Annotated in this window: 21 protein-coding genes and 2 pseudogenes; 5 read left to right on the top strand and 18 right to left on the bottom strand. The window is 45.4% G+C overall.

The window, feature by feature from the left end:
* Positions 1 to 50: 50 nt before the first annotated feature.
* The 10 genes from RCO84_RS13505 to RCO84_RS13460 form a co-directional block, all read right to left on the bottom strand.
* Positions 51 to 1,007, bottom strand: a complete 957-nt coding sequence (locus RCO84_RS13505; RefSeq protein WP_317585385.1) for a sensor histidine kinase — start codon at positions 1,005 to 1,007, stop codon at positions 51 to 53.
* Positions 1,008 to 1,019: 12 nt separating this feature from the next.
* Complete coding sequence (locus tag RCO84_RS13500; protein WP_317585384.1) at positions 1,020 to 1,832, bottom strand: hypothetical protein; 813 nt, start codon at positions 1,830 to 1,832, stop codon at positions 1,020 to 1,022.
* 89 nt (positions 1,833 to 1,921) lie between these two features.
* Positions 1,922 to 2,629, bottom strand: coding sequence for a response regulator transcription factor (locus tag RCO84_RS13495; RefSeq protein WP_022120513.1), 708 nt, complete (start codon positions 2,627 to 2,629; stop codon positions 1,922 to 1,924).
* A gap of 267 nt (positions 2,630 to 2,896) precedes the next feature.
* On the bottom strand, positions 2,897 to 4,765 hold the full coding sequence (locus RCO84_RS13490; protein WP_317585383.1) for a 4-hydroxy-3-methylbut-2-en-1-yl diphosphate synthase: 1,869 nt from the start codon (positions 4,763 to 4,765) through the stop codon (positions 2,897 to 2,899).
* A 52-nt stretch (positions 4,766 to 4,817) separates the two neighbouring features.
* Positions 4,818 to 5,324, bottom strand: a complete 507-nt coding sequence (gene purE, locus RCO84_RS13485; protein WP_317572945.1) for a 5-(carboxyamino)imidazole ribonucleotide mutase — start codon at positions 5,322 to 5,324, stop codon at positions 4,818 to 4,820.
* 25 nt (positions 5,325 to 5,349) lie between these two features.
* Positions 5,350 to 5,958: a phosphatase PAP2 family protein gene (locus RCO84_RS13480; RefSeq protein WP_006848251.1), complete on the bottom strand. Its 609-nt coding sequence runs from the start codon at positions 5,956 to 5,958 to the stop codon at positions 5,350 to 5,352.
* Between the two features lie 82 nt (positions 5,959 to 6,040).
* Positions 6,041 to 7,564: an RNA polymerase factor sigma-54 gene (gene rpoN / locus RCO84_RS13475; RefSeq protein ID WP_144152476.1), complete on the bottom strand. Its 1,524-nt coding sequence runs from the start codon at positions 7,562 to 7,564 to the stop codon at positions 6,041 to 6,043.
* Between the two features lie 2 nt (positions 7,565 to 7,566).
* Positions 7,567 to 8,211, bottom strand: a complete 645-nt coding sequence (locus tag RCO84_RS13470) for a hypothetical protein (protein ID WP_144152474.1) — start codon at positions 8,209 to 8,211, stop codon at positions 7,567 to 7,569.
* 851 nt (positions 8,212 to 9,062) lie between these two features.
* Positions 9,063 to 10,211 carry a C1 family peptidase gene (locus RCO84_RS13465; protein ID WP_317585382.1) on the bottom strand — a complete coding sequence of 383 codons (1,149 nt, stop codon included), beginning with the start codon at positions 10,209 to 10,211 and terminating at the stop codon, positions 9,063 to 9,065.
* A 64-nt stretch (positions 10,212 to 10,275) separates the two neighbouring features.
* On the bottom strand, positions 10,276 to 11,226 hold the full coding sequence (locus RCO84_RS13460; RefSeq protein ID WP_317585381.1) for a FimB/Mfa2 family fimbrial subunit: 951 nt from the start codon (positions 11,224 to 11,226) through the stop codon (positions 10,276 to 10,278).
* Between the two features lie 220 nt (positions 11,227 to 11,446).
* Between RCO84_RS13460 and RCO84_RS13455 the strand changes: the two genes are divergently transcribed.
* The 3 genes from RCO84_RS13455 to RCO84_RS13445 are packed head-to-tail and all read left to right on the top strand — an operon-like array spanning position 11,447 to position 13,717.
* Positions 11,447 to 12,712, top strand: coding sequence for a peptidase U32 family protein (locus RCO84_RS13455; protein WP_144152470.1), 1,266 nt, complete (start codon positions 11,447 to 11,449; stop codon positions 12,710 to 12,712).
* Positions 12,712 to 13,143 carry a SufE family protein gene (locus tag RCO84_RS13450; RefSeq protein WP_006848257.1) on the top strand — a complete coding sequence of 144 codons (432 nt, stop codon included), beginning with the start codon at positions 12,712 to 12,714 and terminating at the stop codon, positions 13,141 to 13,143. The genes RCO84_RS13455 and RCO84_RS13450 overlap by 1 nt, the downstream gene beginning before the upstream one ends.
* Before the next feature lie 34 nt (positions 13,144 to 13,177).
* Positions 13,178 to 13,717, top strand: coding sequence for an RNA methyltransferase (locus RCO84_RS13445; protein ID WP_317585380.1), 540 nt, complete (start codon positions 13,178 to 13,180; stop codon positions 13,715 to 13,717).
* 325 nt (positions 13,718 to 14,042) lie between these two features.
* Here the strand turns inward: RCO84_RS13445 and RCO84_RS13440 are convergent, their stop codons facing one another.
* The 4 genes from RCO84_RS13440 to RCO84_RS13425 form a co-directional block, all read right to left on the bottom strand.
* Positions 14,043 to 14,138 carry a smalltalk protein gene (locus tag RCO84_RS13440; RefSeq protein WP_153083965.1) on the bottom strand — a complete coding sequence of 32 codons (96 nt, stop codon included), beginning with the start codon at positions 14,136 to 14,138 and terminating at the stop codon, positions 14,043 to 14,045.
* A gap of 98 nt (positions 14,139 to 14,236) precedes the next feature.
* Positions 14,237 to 14,800 (bottom strand): HU family DNA-binding protein, encoded by a 564-nt coding sequence (locus RCO84_RS13435; RefSeq protein WP_317585379.1) that lies wholly within the window; start codon positions 14,798 to 14,800, stop codon positions 14,237 to 14,239.
* A 572-nt stretch (positions 14,801 to 15,372) separates the two neighbouring features.
* Positions 15,373 to 16,125: a LytR/AlgR family response regulator transcription factor gene (locus RCO84_RS13430; protein WP_153084551.1), complete on the bottom strand. Its 753-nt coding sequence runs from the start codon at positions 16,123 to 16,125 to the stop codon at positions 15,373 to 15,375.
* Positions 16,126 to 16,128: 3 nt separating this feature from the next.
* Positions 16,129 to 17,031: a sensor histidine kinase gene (locus tag RCO84_RS13425; protein ID WP_194256587.1), complete on the bottom strand. Its 903-nt coding sequence runs from the start codon at positions 17,029 to 17,031 to the stop codon at positions 16,129 to 16,131.
* A 345-nt stretch (positions 17,032 to 17,376) separates the two neighbouring features.
* Between RCO84_RS13425 and RCO84_RS13420 the strand changes: the two genes are divergently transcribed.
* On the top strand, positions 17,377 to 18,024 hold the full coding sequence (locus RCO84_RS13420) for a hypothetical protein (RefSeq protein WP_153084553.1): 648 nt from the start codon (positions 17,377 to 17,379) through the stop codon (positions 18,022 to 18,024).
* Positions 18,025 to 18,200: 176 nt separating this feature from the next.
* Positions 18,201 to 18,803: an outer membrane beta-barrel protein gene (locus tag RCO84_RS13415; protein ID WP_317585378.1), complete on the top strand. Its 603-nt coding sequence runs from the start codon at positions 18,201 to 18,203 to the stop codon at positions 18,801 to 18,803.
* Here RCO84_RS13415 and RCO84_RS13410 read toward each other — a convergent pair.
* The 4 genes and pseudogenes from RCO84_RS13410 to RCO84_RS13395 form a co-directional block, all read right to left on the bottom strand.
* Positions 18,790 to 19,238: pseudogene (locus RCO84_RS13410) on the bottom strand (hypothetical protein); the annotation flags it as partial. The gene RCO84_RS13415 and the pseudogene RCO84_RS13410 sit on opposite strands and share 14 nt — an antisense overlap.
* A gap of 130 nt (positions 19,239 to 19,368) precedes the next feature.
* Positions 19,369 to 19,854: pseudogene (locus tag RCO84_RS13405) on the bottom strand (relaxase/mobilization nuclease domain-containing protein); the annotation flags it as partial.
* Positions 19,851 to 20,264 (bottom strand): plasmid mobilization protein, encoded by a 414-nt coding sequence (locus RCO84_RS13400; RefSeq protein WP_144151290.1) that lies wholly within the window; start codon positions 20,262 to 20,264, stop codon positions 19,851 to 19,853. The pseudogene RCO84_RS13405 and the gene RCO84_RS13400, both read right to left, overlap by 4 nt.
* A gap of 184 nt (positions 20,265 to 20,448) precedes the next feature.
* A complete protein-coding gene (locus RCO84_RS13395) occupies positions 20,449 to 20,931 on the bottom strand; it encodes a DUF3408 domain-containing protein (RefSeq protein WP_317585377.1) in 483 nt (160 codons plus the stop codon).
* Positions 20,932 to 21,314 lie beyond the last annotated feature (383 nt).

Here is a 21,314-nt window from a genome sequence, read left to right as displayed (position 1 = left end):
GGTGCATGATGCATCGGGAGCTTTGTTATTAATATGGCTGTGCAAACTGATTATTTCGGCAGCGATATGGTGAACTCCGACCATTTGCCTTTTTCGCTCTTTACGCTTACTTTGCCGCCATGGGCATTGATTACCTGCAGCACGTAGTTCAGGCCGATACCGAAGCCGCCACGGGTCTTCCGGGCGTCTCTTTCGTGCTCAGCAGCACGCTCAAAGCGGTTGAAGATAGTTTTCATCTCACTTTTGGCTATGCCGATACCCTCATCGTATATCTTGATATATACATTTCTGTCATTCTCGGAGGTGGAAATCTGAATGTTGATTTCTTCCTTCGAGTATTTGGTGGCGTTATCTACTATATTACTGATAGCCTCTTTCAGATATTCCTCATCTGCCAGTGCCGAAGTGGCTCCGAATAGGGTGGTGATATGAATCGGTTTCGCCGATTTCGCCTTGTATTTATCCACCACATCCTCTATCATCGCCTCCAGATCTATTTCTGCCTTCTGGATGCTCAGTTTACCATGTTCCAGTTTTGAGATGGTAAGCAGGCGGTTGATGAGAGCAAGCAGATGCTGTGCCTCGTCTTCTACGATACAGAAATATTTCTCCTTTATTTCCGGCTTCTTCTCCAGTACGCCGCTGTGCAGATATTTGGTTCCCATGATGATAGAGGTGAGCGGCGACTTCATGTCGTGAACCATTGCATAGGAGAAATCCTCGCGCAGCAGGCGAACCCTTTCCTGCTCATCGATATAGTTAATCTGGTCGATGAGGCTCAGGATGATGACCACCATGGTAAGGAGAGAAGTGAGCAGGGTGATGCGACTCTGGTAGAGTGCCGAGAAAAAGGCATGTGCCCTCACATCGGCTGCCAGACTCCAGGGATTATCGTAGCCCATCTGGTGAACGCTCATCTGGAATGAGTTGTATATCCAGAAAAGTTGCATGCATAGTACGGCTACCAGTGCCATCGTACCGAGCATTTTGGTTCTGTTTGCCTTCATAATCAGGTGGTTTTAGTATTCTTTTTCTTCCTCATCCTCTTGTATCAGCAATGGTTCTATATTCTTCTTGAGAAGATAGAATCCATAGCCCATCATGCCCAGTCCCAGGATGCATACTAGGATGGTAACCCAGTTGCTGCCCAGGTTGAACGGAACCATATTGGATATGAGATAAACCGCAAATATAACGATGGAACTTCGGGTTTTGCAATAAAGCCAGAAACCGTATAAGGTGCACGGGAGGGCTGCCAGGACGTAAAATATCCAGAGTGCCATTCCCTCGCCCGAACCTGCTGTCAGCGTAGTTGGCATAATCATGAGCAAGTATACAAGCAGAACGATCCATTTCTTCTTTCCGCTTTTCAGAAGTTCTTCCAGAATGGCACCATAGAAAACGTAGGCTGAGATAAATGTGCCTACCAGCATCAGTGGGAGAAACTGGAAAAAGCCGAACTGGCTCATTTCTTTAGGTATAAAATGAATGCCTAAGTAGCTCATCAGGGCATAATAGGCGATGGTAAAACCCAGCATCGGCATAGAGCCGTAGAGCATGAGTTGCCATTTGCTCTCTGGCTTTACCTTGCCAAGCGTAAAACTCGAAAACTTGCCTTTATGAAATGTAAACCAGATGATGAGTGTAGCTATCAGGGTGAAAGCTATGATGAAAGGAAATGCTTCTGTTGTAGTCATATCTCCCTTGCTGTTGCCTGGCATGTAATCACTACCAATATAGGCATAATACAGGCCAAAGCAGAAACCGCTTATCAGGATAGTGATGAAAAATTCAGCTATCAGGAGAAAGAAGTATAGTATCGCTTTTAACATATATGCTTGTCTTTAATAATCTGTTTTCTTTTCTATCATTCCGTATAGAGATGATTCGTTTTACTGATATCCTGAGGCTTGAGATGCGTCTATTCTGCGATGAGTTTGAATCCCACACCTCTGATGGTTTTCAGTTCTACGCCCGGTTCGTCTTCCAGCGCTGTGCGGATTTTCTTGATGAATACATCCAAACTTCTGGAAGCAAAATAGTCTTTGTCTTCCACTCCCCAGAACCGGCTCAATACGGCTTCGCGGCGCACCACCTCGTTTTTGTTTACTGCCAGCAGTTCCAGAATCTTTGCCTCTCGTGCGGTGAGCATTTTCTGTTTACCATCCTGCGTATCTTTCAGAGTAGCATGGTCGGCATCTAGAATGTATTTACCCAGTTTTATCTGGTTGCTGGCGTTTTCGCTGCGGGCTCCAGCTTTCAGTTGGAGCAGGCTATGTATATGAGCATCAAGCTCTTCCGGAATAAACGGCTTCTTCACATAGTTGTTGGCTCCGGCGGCATAACCTGCCTTCAGGTCTTTCGGCGAGGTGAGTCCGGTGGTAAACAGAATTATGGTTTTTCCGTCAACCTCGCGTATTTTCTTCACCATTTCTATTCCGTCCATGATGGGCATGTCGATATCAGATACGATAACATCGGGCTGAAAGTCTTGCCACACCTTCAGTCCTTCCTTGCCGTTTACGGCGGTTTTCACCTCATATCCTCCGATGATATCTTCGAAGCAACTTTTCTCCATATAGGCGAGGTTTTCATCATCCTCTACCAGGAGCAGTTTAGTATTTGCCATAATCTTTTCAGTTTTTGATGATTACAGTTGCAAAGATACATTTTTTTTGTGAAAGAGCCATATAAAGAGGTGGAGATTAACTTAAAGATAACATTCATTCCTGAACTTTTGAAGGCACTATGGATTAGGAACGGGGAGTGATTAGGGGCGGGTATAAATTAGGCACGGATTACGCGGATTACACGGATTTATGGCGCAACTGCTAATAAACCATATCATAATCTCTAATAAAGAGTCGTGTAATCTGTGTAATCTGTGCCTAAATAATTATTGCTTGTCCGAGTCGATGAGGGCGAGTAGATGCTCTACTGCCACCTCCTGCGGAATATTCTTTTCTACGCAAACCTGCTTGCGGTAGAGGCTTACTCGGTTAGGACCGGCACCTACGTAGCCGTAATCGGCATCCGCCATTTCGCCTGGACCATTCACGATACAGCCCATGATACCTATCTTCAGACCCTTGAGATGCTTGGTTGCCTCCTTGATCTTGGCGATGGTTTCACGAAGATCGTAGAGGGTTCTGCCGCATCCCGGACAACTGATATACTCGGTCTTGCTGGTGCGCAGACGGGCTGCCTGAAGTATTCCGAAAGCGGTTTCATCTATTGTCTGGGCAGGGATGTCTCCATTGTTCATCAGCCAGATACCATCGGTCAGACCATCAATCATCAAGGCTCCCATATCAGCAGCAGCCTCCAACTGGAAGTCGCTCTTCTCCTCCTTGCCGTGCTGGTACATCTCGGCGAAAACCACAGGGTTCTTCAAGCCGGCATTCATCATCTCGTGAACCAATGCACGCTGGTCGCCCAGGCGGTTCTGATGATTGCTTACGCAGATAACCACCACCTCTGGATGAGCCTTCAGACAGGCGATGTATTCCTCGGCTGGAGTACCAAACTGCAGGGTGAGGAACTTCACGTCTGCCTTGATGCTGGCGATGAGTGGCATCGCCATGGTAGGGAAGATAGGGTAGAGTTTGGCACCAGTCGTCTCTGGCTTGCTGTTCAGCGTCTCGTAAACGTTGTAATCTACGATGTAGCTCTGACCAGCCACAAACTGCTTAGGCATCTTGCCGCCGATGTAGATATAGTCTGGAGTAGCATCCTTGTTCTCACAAGCGGTGCTCTCGCCGTTGATTCGGTTGCTGATAACTACCGGAACGTTGTTGCCGCCGATATTGCCTACAGCCACGGTTTCACGGCGGTTAGGGCGCAGCCAGTCGAATGAAGGACAAGCTGTGGCAGGAATCATCAGATGCCCCTTCTTCTTGCCGATGTAATCTACCAGATGGCGTGCCACAGGAATCTCTGCAGCCGGTTCCTCGCTCAGGCTTACACGAACGGTATCGCCGATGCCATCAGCCAGGAGGGCACCGATACCTACGGCACTCTTGATTCTGCCATCTTCGCCTTCGCCGGCTTCGGTTACGCCGAGGTGGAGTGGGTAGTTCATGCCTTCCTTCTCCATTTCTTCTACCAGGAGGCGCATGGAGCGAACCATCACAACGGTATTGGATGACTTGATGCTGATAACCACATCGTGGAAATTCTCCTTCTTGCAGATGCGCAGGAACTCGAGACAGCTCTCTACGATGCCCTCTGGCGTATCGCCGTAGCGGTTACGGATGCGGTCGGAGAGTGAACCGTGGTTCACGCCGATGCGGATGGCAGTATGATGCTCCTTGCAGATGTTGAGGAAAGGTACGAAGCGATCCTCAATCTTCTGAAGTTCGTGAGCATACTCCTCGTCGGTATATTCCTGCTTGATGAACTTGCGGGCAGGATCCACGTAGTTGCCAGGATTGACGCGCACTTTCTCACAATAGAGAGCAGCCACGTCGGCAACGTTAGGATTGAAGTGAACATCGGCTACGAGCGGAGTCTGATAGCCGTCGGCACGGATGCCGGCATTGATGTTTTTCATGTTCTCTGCCTCGCGGGAACCCTGAGTGGTGAAGCGCACCAGCTCGCCACCAGCCTTGATAATCTCCTCAGCCTGTCGCACGCAAGCCTCAGTATTATTGGTGTTGGTGGTGGTCATCGACTGGATGCGGATAGGATTATCGCCACCCAGGTCGATGGCCCCGATATGTGCCACAGAAGAGGCACGGCGGGTATAATTGAATAAATCTACCATAATATATAAGATAAGATATGCCCCAAAAGAATGGGGCATATCACATATTAGATTAATTACACTTGAAGTCGTATTTCACCTCAGCCAGGTCCTTGTTGGCCTTCTCGATCTTGGCACCGAGACCCGCCTTCCAAGCCTCTACCTTCTGAGCCACTTCCTCGTCGGAAAGGGCAATCATTTCAGCAGCGAGGATGGCAGCGTTCTGAGCCGCATTCACACCAACAGTAGCTACAGGAATGCCAGGAGGCATCTGGATGATGCTGAGCATGGCATCAAGACCATCGAGCATACCCTTGATAGGCACGCCGATTACTGGCAGAGGAGTAGATGCTGCGATAACACCAGGAAGGGCGGCAGCCATACCGGCAGCGGCGATGATAACCTTCACGCCACGCTCCTTGGCTCCCTTGGCGAATGACTCTACTGCATCTGGAGTGCGGTGAGCAGAGAGGGCATTAGCCTCAAAAGGAATCTGGTTGTCGTTCAACCACTTACATGCTTTTTCCATAACAGGCAGATCGCTTGTACTGCCCATAATAATGCTTACTAATGGTTTCATTTCTTCTTATATTTTATTATAAACTTTATATTACCAATATAGCACAGGCGGTGCCTATCAGAAATCCTGCAACTACCTGTGACAGAGTATGTTGTCGGAGTATCATGCGGGCACTTCCTACTGCGCCTGCCATCATCAGCACAAGGCAGAGCCACCACAGCGGATTGAAATTGAAGGCTACAGAATAAGACACCAGAGCTCCTGCCACACCTCCGATGGCTGCCGTATGGGTGCTGATCTTCCACCATACATTGATGAAGGCGCAAATCATCTGTATCGCCAGCGCTACCACTACGATGATACTGATGACGCGAGGCGTATTGCGGTATTCCATCCAGAAAAAACAGCCGAAGTAACATACGATGGAGAGGATGTAAGGCACAATACGACGCTCCTTCTTGCCCAGTTCACGCGAGGTCCAGCCTTGAACCATGCGGTAGAGGTGGATGAGTAGCGATGGAGCTACGACGGTCAGGAGGTAGACCATGCCCAGCATCACCAGTTTGTATCCTATCGGTAACAGCGACATATAGCTGAAGATGAACAGAGCAATCAGTCCTACCATCGGCAGATAGAAGGGCGTGAAGATCATGCTCATGATGCGTGCTGTCAATATGATATTCTTCTCTTTCATAACACTAATAACGTATATATTCTTTTTATCTCTCAAATATTTTATGGTGGGCCCCGGTTTCTTCCTGACTCATACCACTATCTTATTTTCTGAGTCGTGCCACCGGTATGCCCAGTTGCTCCCTATATTTTGCCACCGTACGTCGTGCGATAGGGAATCCCTTCTCCTTCAGCAGTTTGGCGAGTGCATCATCGCTGATCGGCTTTTTCTTGTCTTCTTTCTCGATGATGTCGTGCAGGGCAATCTTGATTTTGCGGGTAGACATCTCTTCGCCGTCTTCAGTGGTGTAGCTGTCTGTGAAGAAGAACTTCAGCGGGAAGGTGCCCCATTTAGTCTGGGCATACTTCACGTTGCTCACTCTCGAGATGGTACTGATGTCCAGTCCCGTGCGGTCTGCTACATCCTTCAGGATCATCGGTTTCAGGTCAGCCTCGTCTCCATCCAGGAAGAACTGCCGCTGTATGTCGATAATTGCCTTCATGGTGACGATGAGGGTATGTCTTCTCTGCTTGATGGCTTCGATGAATCCCTGTGCCTTGTCCACCTTTTCTTTGGCGTAGAGCAGGGCTTCCTTGTCGCTCCGGCTCATCTTGTCTTTATGCTTTCTGTAGGTGTCAATCATGTCGGTGAATGATGGCGAAACCGTCAGTTGCGGAATGTTGCCACGGTTCAGCGAGAATGTAATCGTTCCGTCGTCATTGGTGTCGATGATGAAGTCGGGGGTAATCTGCTGCATGTTTCTTCCCTCTGTTTCGCCCATCGATGCGCCCGGTTTCGGGTTCAGCTTTCTGATTTCTGCCTGCAGGGTTTCTACCTGTGTATCGTTCAGTTCCAGTCCTGCCTTGATCTTGTCCCAATGTTTCTTGGTAAACTCGTCAAAATAGTCGGTAAACACCTCTTCCATCGTCTTGCGGAGCACACCTCTCGGCAGTCTCTTAACCTGCAGCAGGAGGCATTCCTGCAGACTTCTTCCTCCTACACCGGCTGGGTCGAAGGTCTGTAGAATGTGGAGCACGTGCTCGATGTCTTTTTCCGTAACATCGATGTTGTGATAGATAGCGAGTTCATCGCAGATGCTGTCCAGGTCCTTGCGGAGCAGTCCGTCGTCATCCAGTGAACCTATGAGATATTCCATTACTTCCTTCTCCTTGTCGCTGAGCGGCTGCATGTCCATCTGTTCCTTCAGCTTATCATAGAAAGAGGTGGTGTCGCCGTAAACCATTTCTTCGTAGTCAGCGCTGTCCTGATTGTTGTATCTGTCTGTATTGTAGTCAGGCATCTGGTCGTCTTTTCCGATGCTTTCCAGTGCCTGGTCCAGTTCGTCTTTTCTTTCTTCTTTTTCAGATTCAGCCTCGTAGGCATCCTCATCGTTGCTGTTGTCGTACTCATCATCTGCGGGCAAATCATCATTGGCGACATCCTCGTTGAGCATATCGTCTGGGTTCTCGCTTTCCAGAGCGGGATTATCGTCCAGTTCTGCATTGATACTGTCTTCCAGTTCCGTGAGCGGCATTTCCAACAGTTTCACCTGCAGCATTTGCTGGGCTGAAAGTCTTTGAAGTTGCTGTAACTTCTGTGCCTGTGTCTGTATGAGTTTTTGAGCCATAATTACTTAAAGTATTCTTTTAGTTCGTTGGCAAGCTGGTAAAGCTTGTCTGGATTTCCGTTTCCGTATTGGTGCCAGATGTCGCTGCATGCTTCTAGCAGCGGGTGTATCAGCACATCTTCGCGGTTGAGATAGGGGTCGCAGTACATGAATACGCCCATCGCCTCGGCAATGACCTTCGGCGATGTCCTGATGAGTTTTCCCAGGTCGATGATTTCCGGTGTTTCCGGCACCATGGTGATTGGTGTGAGCTGGAAGTAGAGATTGAGGATGATGATGAGTTTCACGGGGGTGAGCGATGGTTCACTTTCCAGTGGTTCCCAGTTTTTCTCGAATGTTTCCTTCACTTCCACTCCCTCGAAGAACTGTATGGCGTTTCCGCAGCCGTTCATCTGCCTGATGCGCTGTATATCGCGCTTCAGTTTCTGTGGCTTATCGGCATACTTCTCCCATAGTCGCTTGATTCTCGGAGTCACCATTCTGAGTTTGAACATCTGTTCGTGCAGAAACTCAGGTGGAATATGCAGTTCCAGACTCAAGTCGACCATCCCTTTCGAATAGAGAGGTTTCACGCCCATGGGCTTCTTCTGGTACAGCTGCAACAGCAGGAGCCAGTATTCTTCGTTCCAAAGAGGATGTCTTGCCATAATTTCCTATCTTTATATATCTTCTGCAAAATTACGACTTTTCGTTGGTAAAACAAAATAATTTGGCGGTTATTTTTTCTCAAACTGAACTTTCTCCAGTCTAGGAGTAAATGAGTTAAGAACTTTAAGGGTTATGGCTATAGTCTTTGACAAAGTTTTTATGTAGTAATACATATGTCCTAGCTCCTTTACCTAGGGGATAAAATAAAGAGCGCAACTTCGAATGATTTCGAAATTGCGCTCTTCTAATACGATATTCCCAAATTTCTCATAACTCAAGGGCTTTTTGTTACCCTTTCCATTACGGAGCCCGAAGCAGCAATTCTGCTCAGGCGTCATCTTTGGTTATCCCATACATTTGATCTTTTTACCTTCAACTCACCTGTTGAATTATCCTGTTGTCCTTGAATAAACAATCTTTAAATTTACCTTTAAACTAAAACCTAATAAAAAAACAACTAACAATCTTAAACCTAAAAACCTAATAACCTAAACTTTTTGTCGTCCTTGAATAAACAATCTTTTCTTTACCTTAACTAATACCGTTTCTCTGAATAAACAATCTTAAATTTACCTTTAAACTAACTAATAACCTAAAACAACTAACAATCTTAACCTAAAAACCTAATAACCTTTTTGTCTTATTGACGATGCAAAGGTACGACGATTTTCCGAACCCACCAAATGTTTTAAGAGAAAATCACATAAAAAAGCCTCTTTTTTGATATAAATCAACTATGTGTGTGCGCACACACGTGCTATTTAACAGCTATTTGATGTATGTCATCCATTTTAACACATTTCTTATGTCTGAAGCCTGTTTGGGAGCTTATTCCTGATTATAGTTAAGCTTATACCTTATTATATATAGAGAGGAGGTTTATGCTGTCTTTGGGAGATGAGTAAGGTACGACTAATCGCACTGACCGGTCGTACAGATATGCCTCTTCGCTCATGGATACGGCGATGGTCTTGAGGCGCAGATAGTCTTCCGATAGGTAGATGAGTCCCTTGTTGCCCCAGTTCTTGCCCCATGAATTGCGGCAGACGTAGAATCTCTGCTTGTCTTTCATGAAGGTACCTATGATTTCCATCACATGATCATCGGTGGTGCGAAGCTGTTCAAACTCCTTCTGTCGCGATGCCTGGGTCACGGGGCGTTCCATCGGCTGTATGTCTACACAGTTCTTCCTTGGTTCCTTGAAGCCAGGTTCGCTGATGTCACCTTCCCAGCATACCGGGTGTCCTTTTTTTACCGCCTTCCTGATGTGGAGCATCAGCTCGTCGAGTGGAAGGTTCAGATAGGCATCGTGCATCCGGTTATCGGGAATCTCGAGCGCAAAGTATTCTCTGTAAGGATGATGCGAGAAACTGGTGAGCGATACATACTCCTCGGGATAGCATACGCTGTGGGCAAACTCTTGAGGGGTATATTCGGCACCCAGCATGTGTACGGCCTTGGCAGGCATGTAGCCTATTTCTGCGTCAAACAGGTCGTTCAGTTCCTCCTTGAGCTGGCTGATGCCCGCTTTCTGCGAGATGGCGCCATCGCACAGTTTCTGCACCTTGCGGCAGAGCACCTTGTAGTTCACGTGCTTCGGATCTTCATAGCTGTCGTAAGGTTGTGCACCATACTTATCTATATAATGTATCAGCATCGGGGCAGTACCGCGCAGGCTGATGTTCTTCTTTCCCTGTGCAAAGTAATATTCCAGTGCCTGTTCTTCCAGCATCATGCGGGCTATGTAGGCGATGGAGAGATTCACGGAATCCCCCTTCATGATGTGCTCGCTTTCGATGGTGGCAAGCATGCCGTATGCCCAGCAGAGTTCGCTGTTGCCCTGGTCCTTGACGGGCGTAGTACTGATCAGGTGGATATGCTCCGGAAGATAATCCTCGCCTCCACCTGTCTCTGAGATACCGGCTCGCTGCTGTCTGTATCCGCAACCGGCGAATACAAGCAGAGCGAGTCCTATGGTTATAATGTTCTTTCTTTCCATGCCGCAAAAATACAAAAAAGATTTTAATCTGTGGCATTAATCTTTCTTAAAACGCCATGGGTTATTAAAATTTCTTGTCATAGCCTGATGCTGGAATCTCCGGCTGGTTGACTGTGAACGACATATTGTTGGCAGGGTAGGTGTAGAGCGGACCGGTATAGGTAGTCTTCTTTCCGATGACCAGGTGTACGTTGTCAAAGCTGACGGTCTTTACTGCTTTTCCTTCCTTGTCCTTTCCGGCAGTTGTTATATGAATGTCGGTTACATCATTGCCGGTCAGAAGGGTGTAGAGTGTGAAGAAGATGTATGGTTTCTGGTATTTTTTGGGATCGAAAGTCCAACTTCGGGTGATGGTAGCCTTTTCTTTGCAGAATCCGGTAGAAGGATTGAATACCGTACCGCAGCTTCCGCTTATTGTGATATCCTGCGTATTGGTAGTAAGAGGCATCGGGTCGGTAGCTTCCAGTCTGAAACAGCTGACGGCACGTTTCAGCGAAACATTCTGTGTTACGGCTTTGCTGCCCGTTTCCACCTTGATATTCTGCAGGGTATACGCCATATCGCGTACGATATTGTTGGCAAAGGTCATTTCATACCTTGATTTAACTTCGATTCGTTCTTCCTGCTGCAAATCAGTTTTTGCTGCTACGGCAACGAGCGTGTATTCTCCTGCCGGCACCTGCAGGCTGACGTTTCCGAATTTGTCATCCCAGTTTTCCTGTCTTACGGTATAGCCGGCAGTAGTTTCATCTCCTTTCGGAATGAGACATACTTGCAGATCTGTGTAGAGTTTTGCATCCTTGAGCGATTTCTCGCTCCCGTTGGCTCTTGTTCTGGCAAGATTGCTCTCTTCATCCTGACCGATAGGCACAATGGAGCTTTCGAAGAAGCAGAATCTTACTTCTTGGTTCTTGACTTGTGGTGTTGTTTCAAGCATCACGTTTTCTTGTGTGCAACTAACCATTGTGGTCATTGCCAGGAACAGAATCATTCCTGAGGTAAAAACATTCTTCATCTGCTTTCACTTAGATTAATAATACCAGCCGTAAGACTGGATAGGATTCATATAAAAAGAAGTATATCCTAGGGATATATTCTTATTTATAGGCAAATATAGACAAATAATCGTGATTGATTTGTCAATATAATCGAATTTCTGTCATTTTTTCTCCATTTTTCTGTGTTTTGTCTTCATTTTGGTGTAACTTTGTACCCGAAAAAAGATAATTGCATTCATGAATACAAAGATAAACGAATTTGAAGTGATGGCACCAGTGGGCTCACGCGAGTCACTGGCTGCTGCCATACAGGCTGGTGCCGACTCCGTATACTTTGGTATCGGCAAGTTGAACATGCGTTCCCATTCAGCCAACCATTTTACTATCGATGATTTGCGTGAGATAGCTGCTACCTGCAACGAGCATGGCATCAAGACCTATCTCACCGTCAATACTGTCATCTACGACAACGACATCCCAACGATGAAGGAAATCATCGATGCTGCCAAGGAGGCAGGCATCTCTGCTGTCATCGCCAGCGATGTGGCTGTAATGAGCTATTGCAATGAAGTGGGCGAGGAGGTTCACTTATCCACACAGTTAAATATCTCAAACACAGAGGCTTTGAAGTTTTATGCACGCTTTGCTGATGTTTCCGTACTGGCACGTGAATTGAACATGGACCAGGTGAAGCACATCCATGAGCAGATAGAGCAGCAGAACATCTGCGGACCTATGGGCAAGCAGATTCGTATCGAAATGTTCTGTCATGGTGCTCTGTGCATGGCTGTATCGGGCAAGTGCTACATGAGCCTTGCTAATGCCAACCGCTCTGCCAACCGTGGCGAGTGTGTGCAGATCTGCCGCCGCAGCTATACTGTTACAGATAACGAAACTGGCAACCAGCTTGAAATCGATAACAAGTATGTGATGAGTCCGAAGGACCTGAAGACCATCCGCTTCATCGACCGCATGATGGATGCCGGTGTGCGCGTCTTCAAGATTGAAGGCCGTGCCCGTGGTCCTGAATACGTATATACTGTAGTGAAATGTTATAAGGAGGCGATAGCTGCCGTGCTCGACGGAACCTTTACCGAGGAGAAGAAGGATGAGTGGGATGAGAAACTCGCCACCGTCTTCAACCGTGGTTTCTGGGATGGTTATTACCAGGGGCAGACTCTCGGTGAATGGAACAAGCATTACGGTTCCGTAGCTACCGAGAAGAAGGTGCTAGTGGGCAAGGTGATGAAATATTTCTCTAAGTTGGGTGTGGCAGAAGTAGCCGTAGAGGCATCTACCTTCGACAAGGGCGAGAAACTGTTGATTACGGGTAACACCACCGGCGTAATGTATCTCAATGCCGATGAAATCCGCTACGACCTGAAACCGGTAGAAACAGCGCAGCAGGGCTGGAGAGTTTCCATCCCTGTACCAGATAAGGTACGCCCTAACGACAAGCTCTATAAGTTGATAACAGTAAACGAAATTAAAGAAATAAAATAATGGCAACAATTAATGAATTGCAGGATGAAGTAGTAGAGGAGTTCCAGGATTTCACCGACTGGATGGACAAGTATCAGATGCTCATTGACTTGGGCAACGAGTTGGCTCCTCTCGATGAGAAATACAAGAACGAGCAGAACCTTATCGACGGCTGTCAGAGCCGCGTATGGTTGCAATGCGATTATGTAGATGGCAAGCTCGTATTCACTGCCGATAGCGATGCGCTCATCGTAAAGGGTATCATCGCCCTCCTCATCCGTGTGTTGAGCGGTCATACCCCAACCGAGATTATGGATGCCGACCTCTATTTCGTAGAGAAAATTGGTCTGAAAGACCATTTGAGTCCAACCCGCAGCAATGGTCTTCTGGCGATGATCAAGCAGATTCGCATGTATGCCCTTGCCTACAAGACCAAGGAGGCAGAGGCTTAACCGCCTCTGATTATATATAATAAGGTATATTATAATGCGTAAATTAAGAACGATAGAGATGAACCGCCTCACCCTAGAGGAATTCAAGGAAGCCGAGAAGCTGCCCCTGATAGTGGTCCTGGATGATGTGCGTTCATTATATAATGTAGGAAGTGTTTTCCGTTCCTGCGATGCCTTCCGTGTAGAGGCGGTGTATCTCTGCGGAATCACCGCCACCCCTCCCAATGTCGAGATTCATAAGACGGCATTGGGTGGCGAAGACAGCGTGGATTGGGAATACTTCAAGACTACCGAAGAGGCGGTAGAGAAGTTGAAGCAGAAAGGCTACTTTGTATATAGCATCGAGCAGGTAGAAGGCTCCACCAAGCTCCAGAACCTGCCTGAGGCTCACTCCTCCCTCTCCAAAGGCTACGCCGTGATTTTTGGTAACGAGGTGAAGGGAGTCAAGCAGAACATCGTGGATATGAGCAATGGCTGTCTGGAGATTCCTCAGTTCGGTACCAAGCATTCTCTGAATGTCAGCGTAACAGCCGGCATCGTAGTCTGGGAGTTTGCCAAACTCCTGAAACTATAAGTTGAGTTCGTGCCAAACTTGCGTTTTTTGCCAAGTTTGGCACGAACTCATTTGGTAATAACAATGTGCAAAAATCCCTTAATGAGGGATAAAAATGATTAAATTCATCCCTCAATGAGGGAACTTTTCGAAAGAATTCCTCCCTCATTGAGGGATTATTACGCAAAGAATGCTGCAGCAAATGTGATGCCTGGTGGCAAAATAAAAGCCCCCGGTGCACCAGGCACCGGGGGCTTTAATAAGCTATGTCTTTTTACTTTTAAAAAGAGCTGCCTCGCTGGCTTAACATCCCGCTAGGCTTTTTTACCTTTTTACTTTTTTACCTTTAAAGAGTACAGCTGGTAACTCCGAGCGTAGTAGCGATGGCTGTAAGGACGGAGATTGCAATCTGCAAAATCGTTTTCCAAGTATTTGCTTTCATAATGTTTAATGTTTAATGTTGACTTTTTTAATGTTGAATGTTAACTTGGTGGGGGGGATGCGCTGGCTTCCAGTCAGGGCGGCCCTCAGGCGAGGGCTTTATTCAAGCCCATCGCCGCTATCCTGAGAGCCGCCTCCGCCGCCTTCTTGGTTTCCACTACCAGTAGTACCTGAGCCGCCCTGGCTGGTGTCAGAGCCGCCGCCCTGAGTTGTGTCACCGCCGCCTGTGGTGCCCTCCTCGTCGGTGATGATATAGCCGCCGTACTCATGAATCTTGCACTTCTTGCGCAGCTCGGCATTGCTCCAGCTCTTCGTGTTTCTCACAATCAGGTGCACGCCTTCTACGCTGGCAGCCGTCACCTTCTCCTTGGTATCCTCCGCCTTGGAGCTCATACCGATAGAGAACAATCCGAGGTCAGAGAGACGCACGCTCTTGCCGTCGAGAATCAGCTCCTGCAGATGGTCGAGTGCATCCATCAGCACACCGTGGATGGTACCACGAGAGTATGGCGAGCCGTGATCGGAGATATGCGATACGAATCCCTCGAAATCCACTTCGCGGTCGGTTACCGAAGTAGCATACCACTTCTTCTTACCTGCGTTTTCACCAGTCTGAGGTGTGCGCTGTACTTTACGATATTTCAATGTTCCTTTTACTTCCATAATCTTAAATTTTTAAAAGGTTAATAAATTGTTAATTGTCAACTTTGAGGGTTGCGCTTTGTCGAGTGCAGCCTTTCTTCGAACGACAGTGCAAAGATACGCCAATTCCCCGATACCACCAAATTTCAGCGTGTGATAAAGCGCGATTTTCAGCACGCTTTCAATCTGAAACCTGTTAAACAATCTAACTCGCTCTAAATTGGACTTTGATTGAAAATCAAGAAGTTGGTCGTTTGCCTATATTATATAGGTAACAATATGGAAACGAGCGGACTTCTGCTCGTTTCTGTATTTTGCAATATGCAAAGAACGCCTTAATTCGGGGACAAAGATACGATATTTTCCTAAATATCCAATAATTTACAAGAGGAATTTTATGGAAATTAGAACTTTTTATAGTAAAACCTTGCTTCGCAAGTAATTTGAGATAAGAAACATCAGTGAATACAAATTTAATGTATATTGTCTGTTTCCACAATTTTCACCGTGGTACGCCTCCCAACAATATGTACCACAGTGAAACTTCTTTTTTTATATAGTTGTGCGAAAAAACATCAAGTCACTTCTTGTCATCATCTGTCGAGCCAATTCTTCAATTTCATGATTTTGTCTTTGCTGACCACAATTTGCAACTCAGGAAATCCATGAAGGCTAATGGTCATTTGGTATTTGAAGAAATTGGTGAGTTTGTCGATGCTGTCGATATTTACCGTATATTGTCGATTGGCACGGAAGAACAAGTCTGGATTCAGTTGCTGTTCCAAATCATTCAAGGATTGGTTGATGGTTACAGAATTACCATCACTTAGGAATGCCCTAACAACACCATTCTCCGAGAAAAAGTAGCTTACGTCGGCTGTCTTGATAAGTTTGAAGCCATCAAAGATATGCACAAGAAAATGGTCTCTCCATTTTCTGCCTGTTGTCATCCCCATTTTCTCTATGAGAGCAGAATAGTCTATGCGCTCATTGCTCATGGCTTTTGCTTTTGAAAGAGCTTTTTCTAGTTCTTCTGGCAATATCGGTTTTTGAAGATAAGCTATGCCGTTGCTTTTGAAAGCCTCCAAAGCATACTCATTGTAGGCTGTGGTGAATATGACGGGGGCAGTTGGGGCTATTTCCATGAAAGCCTCGAAGACATCGCCATCGCCCAACCTAATGTCGGCAAAAATTACATCCTCATCATGTGGATTATGCAGATAGTCTACAACTGCTTTTACCGTGGTCAGCGGACCTTGCAGCTCCATGGAATTGTCTATGTTTTGCAAGAGGCGTTTCAGTCTTGAAAAGCCACGTTCTTCATCTTCTATGATTATAACTTTCATTGTTTATAAGATTGGAAGTTTTACTACAAAATATTTATCATCGTTGCTGACGATTAGCTCCTTTCCGATTTGTTTATAACGCTGGCGCAAGTTTGCCAATCCCTTTTGGGTTGTAGGTAAAGAACTCTTTATTGGATTCAACACGTTCCTTACTATGACATACTCGTCTTGACGATATATAGAGATAGAAAGTGGTGCTTCCTTGGTATGGCAATTATGCTTAATCGCATTCTCTACCATCATTTGTATGCTCAATGGCAAGGTCTTGTCCTTGCACCTTTCTAATTCTTCGGCGATTTCGATATGCATAGTATGGGGTGAACTTATCTCTTGGAGTTCACAATAGTTCTTCACGAAATGAATCTCTTCATGTATAGGTATTGTGTCATCGTCCAAATGTGTGACTACATATCTATAGATTTCTGAGAATTTCAGTGTAAAACTTTCTGCCTGTACAGGATTTTCCTCTATCAAATCTGCCAGCGTGTTGATGCTGTTGAATATGAAATGTGGATTTGTTTGTTGTCGCAAGAGATTATTGGTGAGTACTACATTTTCCTTCTCTTTCTTGATGAGGATGGAACAATAATATAGGCCGGTATTCACCATCGTCAGCAATGTAGCGATTAGTCCAAAGACATATATCCTGTCCCAATAAACCTCGTTCCCTGCATGCCAAAGACTATCGAATATGTTTTCAAAAGTGACAGCCCAAGCGAAGTTTGCTGTCAGCATGAGAAGTATATGAATGGCAAAGCGAGGATAGCTTATCCTGTCTTTTACAAAGATGTTCCCCAAAATATTTGAAATCAATAAGGAGAACATGGTGTAGACAGAACAATACGCAATGTCAAAGCACAAGTCTTCGATGGTGATACCTGTGTCCACGAACGTGTTAAAATCCATTAATGCCCATAGTAAGTAGGAAAAGATGCACGTGGCGATAGATATGACAGCCCAATTCTTTATAAAGTTATTATATTTGCTCATATTGCTCATTTTTGTGTGCAAATTTAGTGCTTTTTTGCGAGATAGACAACAATGAGAGCCATGAATGACGAAAATTCGCCCATGAATCCGCTTTTTTCGCTTATGAAGCATCCATGTGGTAGCAGGATAAGGTTCATTTGTGATTTATAGGGATTCATACCTCAATTTCTCCGACTCATGACGATTGGGCTTGTGTAAACAAAGAAAACACTATAATTTTGAACTCGAAAAATTTAATGTTTTATTAAAAATTGTATTTAAATGAATTTAATTGTAGTAAAGAAAGCGTTGAAGAGTAAAAACTACAAGATGCTTGTATGGGTATTCTTTATGCTAATAGTATTGGCATCTTGCTCAAAAGACGACGAGCCAGAAGAAGTCATATATCATCAGAGTTATGTTAAGGGTAAGTTGAATGATGCAGAAATATCAATGAATGATGTTAATGCGTTAGTTTCTTCGACCAAATCCGATTATAGCTTTATAGTCAGAGAAAATGAAGAGAAGGTTTCTATGTTTGATTGGAATGTAAAACTTATAGATACATCAGACTCTATTGTTACACTTTTCCTTCATCTTGATAACATTTCAAGGACTAATAGCATGATAGCATCTCCAAACAATGACCCTGCATCAGTTCAGACAAAAGACAAATGCTATATTACTGCAAAGGATATAAGAACTGGGAAATCTACAACTTATACTCCAACTGAGCATTCTCAGATTTCTGCAGAATGGAATTATTTTACGGTTACATCTGACCGTAAAACCGAAAAGCATAATGGTGTGACATGGGATTATTCGGGGACAGTTTGGTCTGGCATTAATGGCAGACTTTATGGTACATTCATTAATAGTTCTGCACCAAACCAGGCCATAAAACTTAACATAAATTTCAAATTATATTAAGTTATCTAAGACAAAGGTGTGTCAAGGATTTCCAAACTTGGCACATCTTTATTTTCATCATTTTTTTAAGTTAAATCAAAAGACAAAGGTAAATGAAAAATGTAACTTTAGCAATGCTTGTTATGGCAAGCATTGCCCCACTTTGCGGTATGGCATAGCAAAAGGTCAAAGTTGATGTGCATACAGGTGCAAATCTGTCAGGATTTGCTGGCGGCAAATCTTATGCAGCGCAAGACCGAAAAATGAAATTGGGTGCAGACATAGGTGTTGGAGTATCCTATGAAACAAGCAAAAAGTTTGTTTACGCTTCAGGAATAGATTTTCTGTTGACTGCTGGTGGTTATGCTGCTATGTCAGACTATCTTTCTAATGGAAATCTAACAACTGCATTCCCATCTGTTAATTCTAGAGAAGTATCTGTACAAATCCCTGTTAAGTTTGGATATGACTTCACTCTGGGTGAGAAGTTGCATTTCATTCCTTCTGTTGGTGCGTATGGAAGATTTTCCATGGTATCTATCAAGGAGAATGTAACCGAGAATACAGATGGAAAGTCTGGTAATAGCTTCAAATGGAACAGCTTCAACAACTATCAACATAATACCAATCGCCTTGATAGTTATAAGCGATGGGATGTTGGAGGCTTAATTGAAGGAAAGTTTGTTTATGCCAATCGTTATGCTGTAACATTAGGCTATTCTCGTGGTTTTCTTGACAAGTCACCTCAGTTTAAATTCAAAAACCACAGCTATCATCTGACATTGGGATATACATTATAGTGGTTAGAGCCAAGCCACCTGTGAAAAGAAGAACATTCTTTGAGGTTGGCTCGAAGCGATGGGTTACAACCTTCTTTTGAGGTGATTTGTTCATTACTTCAAGTTTATCTTGCAATGTCTTTGAGAAAACATCATTCCCTTGTCTCATCTGCTTGACTGCATCAACCAAGAACTTGCTTCGCTGCTCATTTTTGCCAAGTTCAACCTTAATAAGGTCAGCAAAAACAACAATGGCATCTCTTAATTTGGATATTTTACCTCTGACTTCCTCTTCCTTGGTAAACATCGCATTGATTGACTTATCCAACTTGGTTATGTCATTACTTGCAGGAACGGTTTCTGCTCCTGCGTTCTTTGTGGAGGAGAAAGTTCATCGACTTTCTGCTCCAATCTCTCAACTGTGCCGTAGATGGCTTCCAATAGTTCTTCTTTCATGTTCGATTCTATTTTTAAGTTTGTAACTTGCATCAAAGGCTGAAGCCCTTTCTGCGTTTCCTCTTTTTCTTCTTGGCGGATTCATCCTCTGGGAATGGCTCATAAGTTTGGGCATTAGACGGAGCGAACAAGCCGATCGCAATTTGCGAGTGTTAGTCTTGCTCTTGTCAGTTCCATAAGTCAATCCATACCTGGATTTTAGAGCCTTGGTCACCTGCTCATTACGCCTGTAATCATTCCTGTCTGATAAGAGTTTGCTCTCATTGTTGATGCGGTTATACACGATATGACAATGTGGATTGTCCGTGTTGTGATGCCTTACGATGATGAATTGGGTATCGGTGATGCCCATCATCTGCATGTATTCAATGGCTATTTTAGCCATGAACTCATCCGTCAAACGTGGTTTGTCCTCTGGTTTGAAGCTCAATGCAATGTGTCCCACAGGCTTCTTAATCCTTGGATTTAGCTGCCTCTGTAGCTCGAAACTTTGCGTTATCTCGGCATTTGTGCCGAGTAACACACCATCCGAGGCAAGGATTTTCGCCTCGTCCTTGCCTGTAACATAGCGGATGCAACCACCAAATGAGCTGCCCTTCTTTAGCTTGCCTATCATGTGGTATCCTCCTGTCTGCCCATACTGCTTGGCTTCGGTTTATAACTTGCTTGGCGATACTCGCCAAGGATTTCTTTCAATCTTCTCAACAAGTCCACCACATATACATGGGTTTCATGGAAACCTCTCTGATGCGACAGCTTGGTAAGTTGGTTGAGGTTGTTCGCCATGCCGATGAGATTCTTGGCGATGGCTACCGTCTCTGCATTGTGTCCGCTGACCACCTCGCCGTTCAAGGCGGACTCACGGATGTACTCCGCCAACTTGCGGTTGGCTTTTCTCGCCCTCAGTCTCAAAGCCTCGTAGCTTGGCTTCGAGAACTTCACCGTGACAGACTTCGACAGCTTGTGAATCCTGCCTGTGGGCGATCTTCCACCCTTTTTCCTGTTCTGTTTCTGTATGCTTGTCATTCGATATACTGTTTACAGTTGGTACACTCACTTTCTGCGACCGTCGGGAGCAAAATTCCTCCGCCCTCATGGTGGAGCGAGGCGTTTTGGGGTTCCCAAAACATAACCTCGCTCCCTCTCAGAACACGTTAGTTGGAACTACAGCCTTTCAGCTATCCACGTCCAAGGTCGCAGACCTTAATTCTCACAATTTGCGCCAAGCCTCGAAGTCCTCTTCATAAAGGCTTAGGTGGTGGCGCACGATGTTCTCGATGATGCCCGATACGCTCATGCGTCTCCCTCCGAGGATGCGGACGACACGATCAAGACGGTCTCGTACATCGGAATTGACGAAGACTGGCTTGCGGTCGTCAATCCTTGGAACTTGGAGGAAGGTCTGCTGATACTCCTCTAATGTCGCCTTGCGCTGCTTGCCACTGATGCGCTTCTGCGGATTCGGTGGCGATTGAGCCTCGTTCGTTGATGTTTCCTCTCTATAGGGAGTTGTTGCAGCAACTTTCTCTACAATTGCTCTCAACTCTGGGTTCTCTACATCATCATAGAGAGAATTACAACTACTTGGATTGGCTTTGTTGCCATACGTAGATGGTTTAACAAAATCCAAATACTCTTTTTCCACCAGCTCCTTTTGCTCAGGAGTCAAGACTGCATCTTTTGTTCTTGCCATAGCTTATGCTGTTTTATTTGTTAGTATAGTGGTCACGGTTTGCACCATTGACCGATTGTCGGGTGCAAAGTAAGTGTACTGAGTGCAGCCATGCAACTGATTGGGTGTAACGTGGCAATTTAGTTGTGGCTTGCTTATTTGCATACCGAGATAGTTGTGAGAACTTCAACGTATTTCTCAACTCATCATTGTTCATGTATTCGTTGCAGTCGTGCAAGTTTTTCTTGTTGTTTTTGGCGTTGAAGTCGGCAAACCCCGGCAACATACTGCCACAGAAATTGAAAACGCTTGTTTTTAGATTGCCGTGCCTTATCTTTGCACTCACAAACGTGGAGCACAGCATATGCGTGGAGCTTTGCGACATACAACATAGTATTAACTTA

The organism is Segatella copri, from assembly GCF_949820605.1.
Taxonomy (GTDB): domain Bacteria; phylum Bacteroidota; class Bacteroidia; order Bacteroidales; family Bacteroidaceae; genus Prevotella.
Note: the sequence above shows the minus strand (reverse complement) of the source record. Positions and strands in the feature narration are given on the sequence as shown.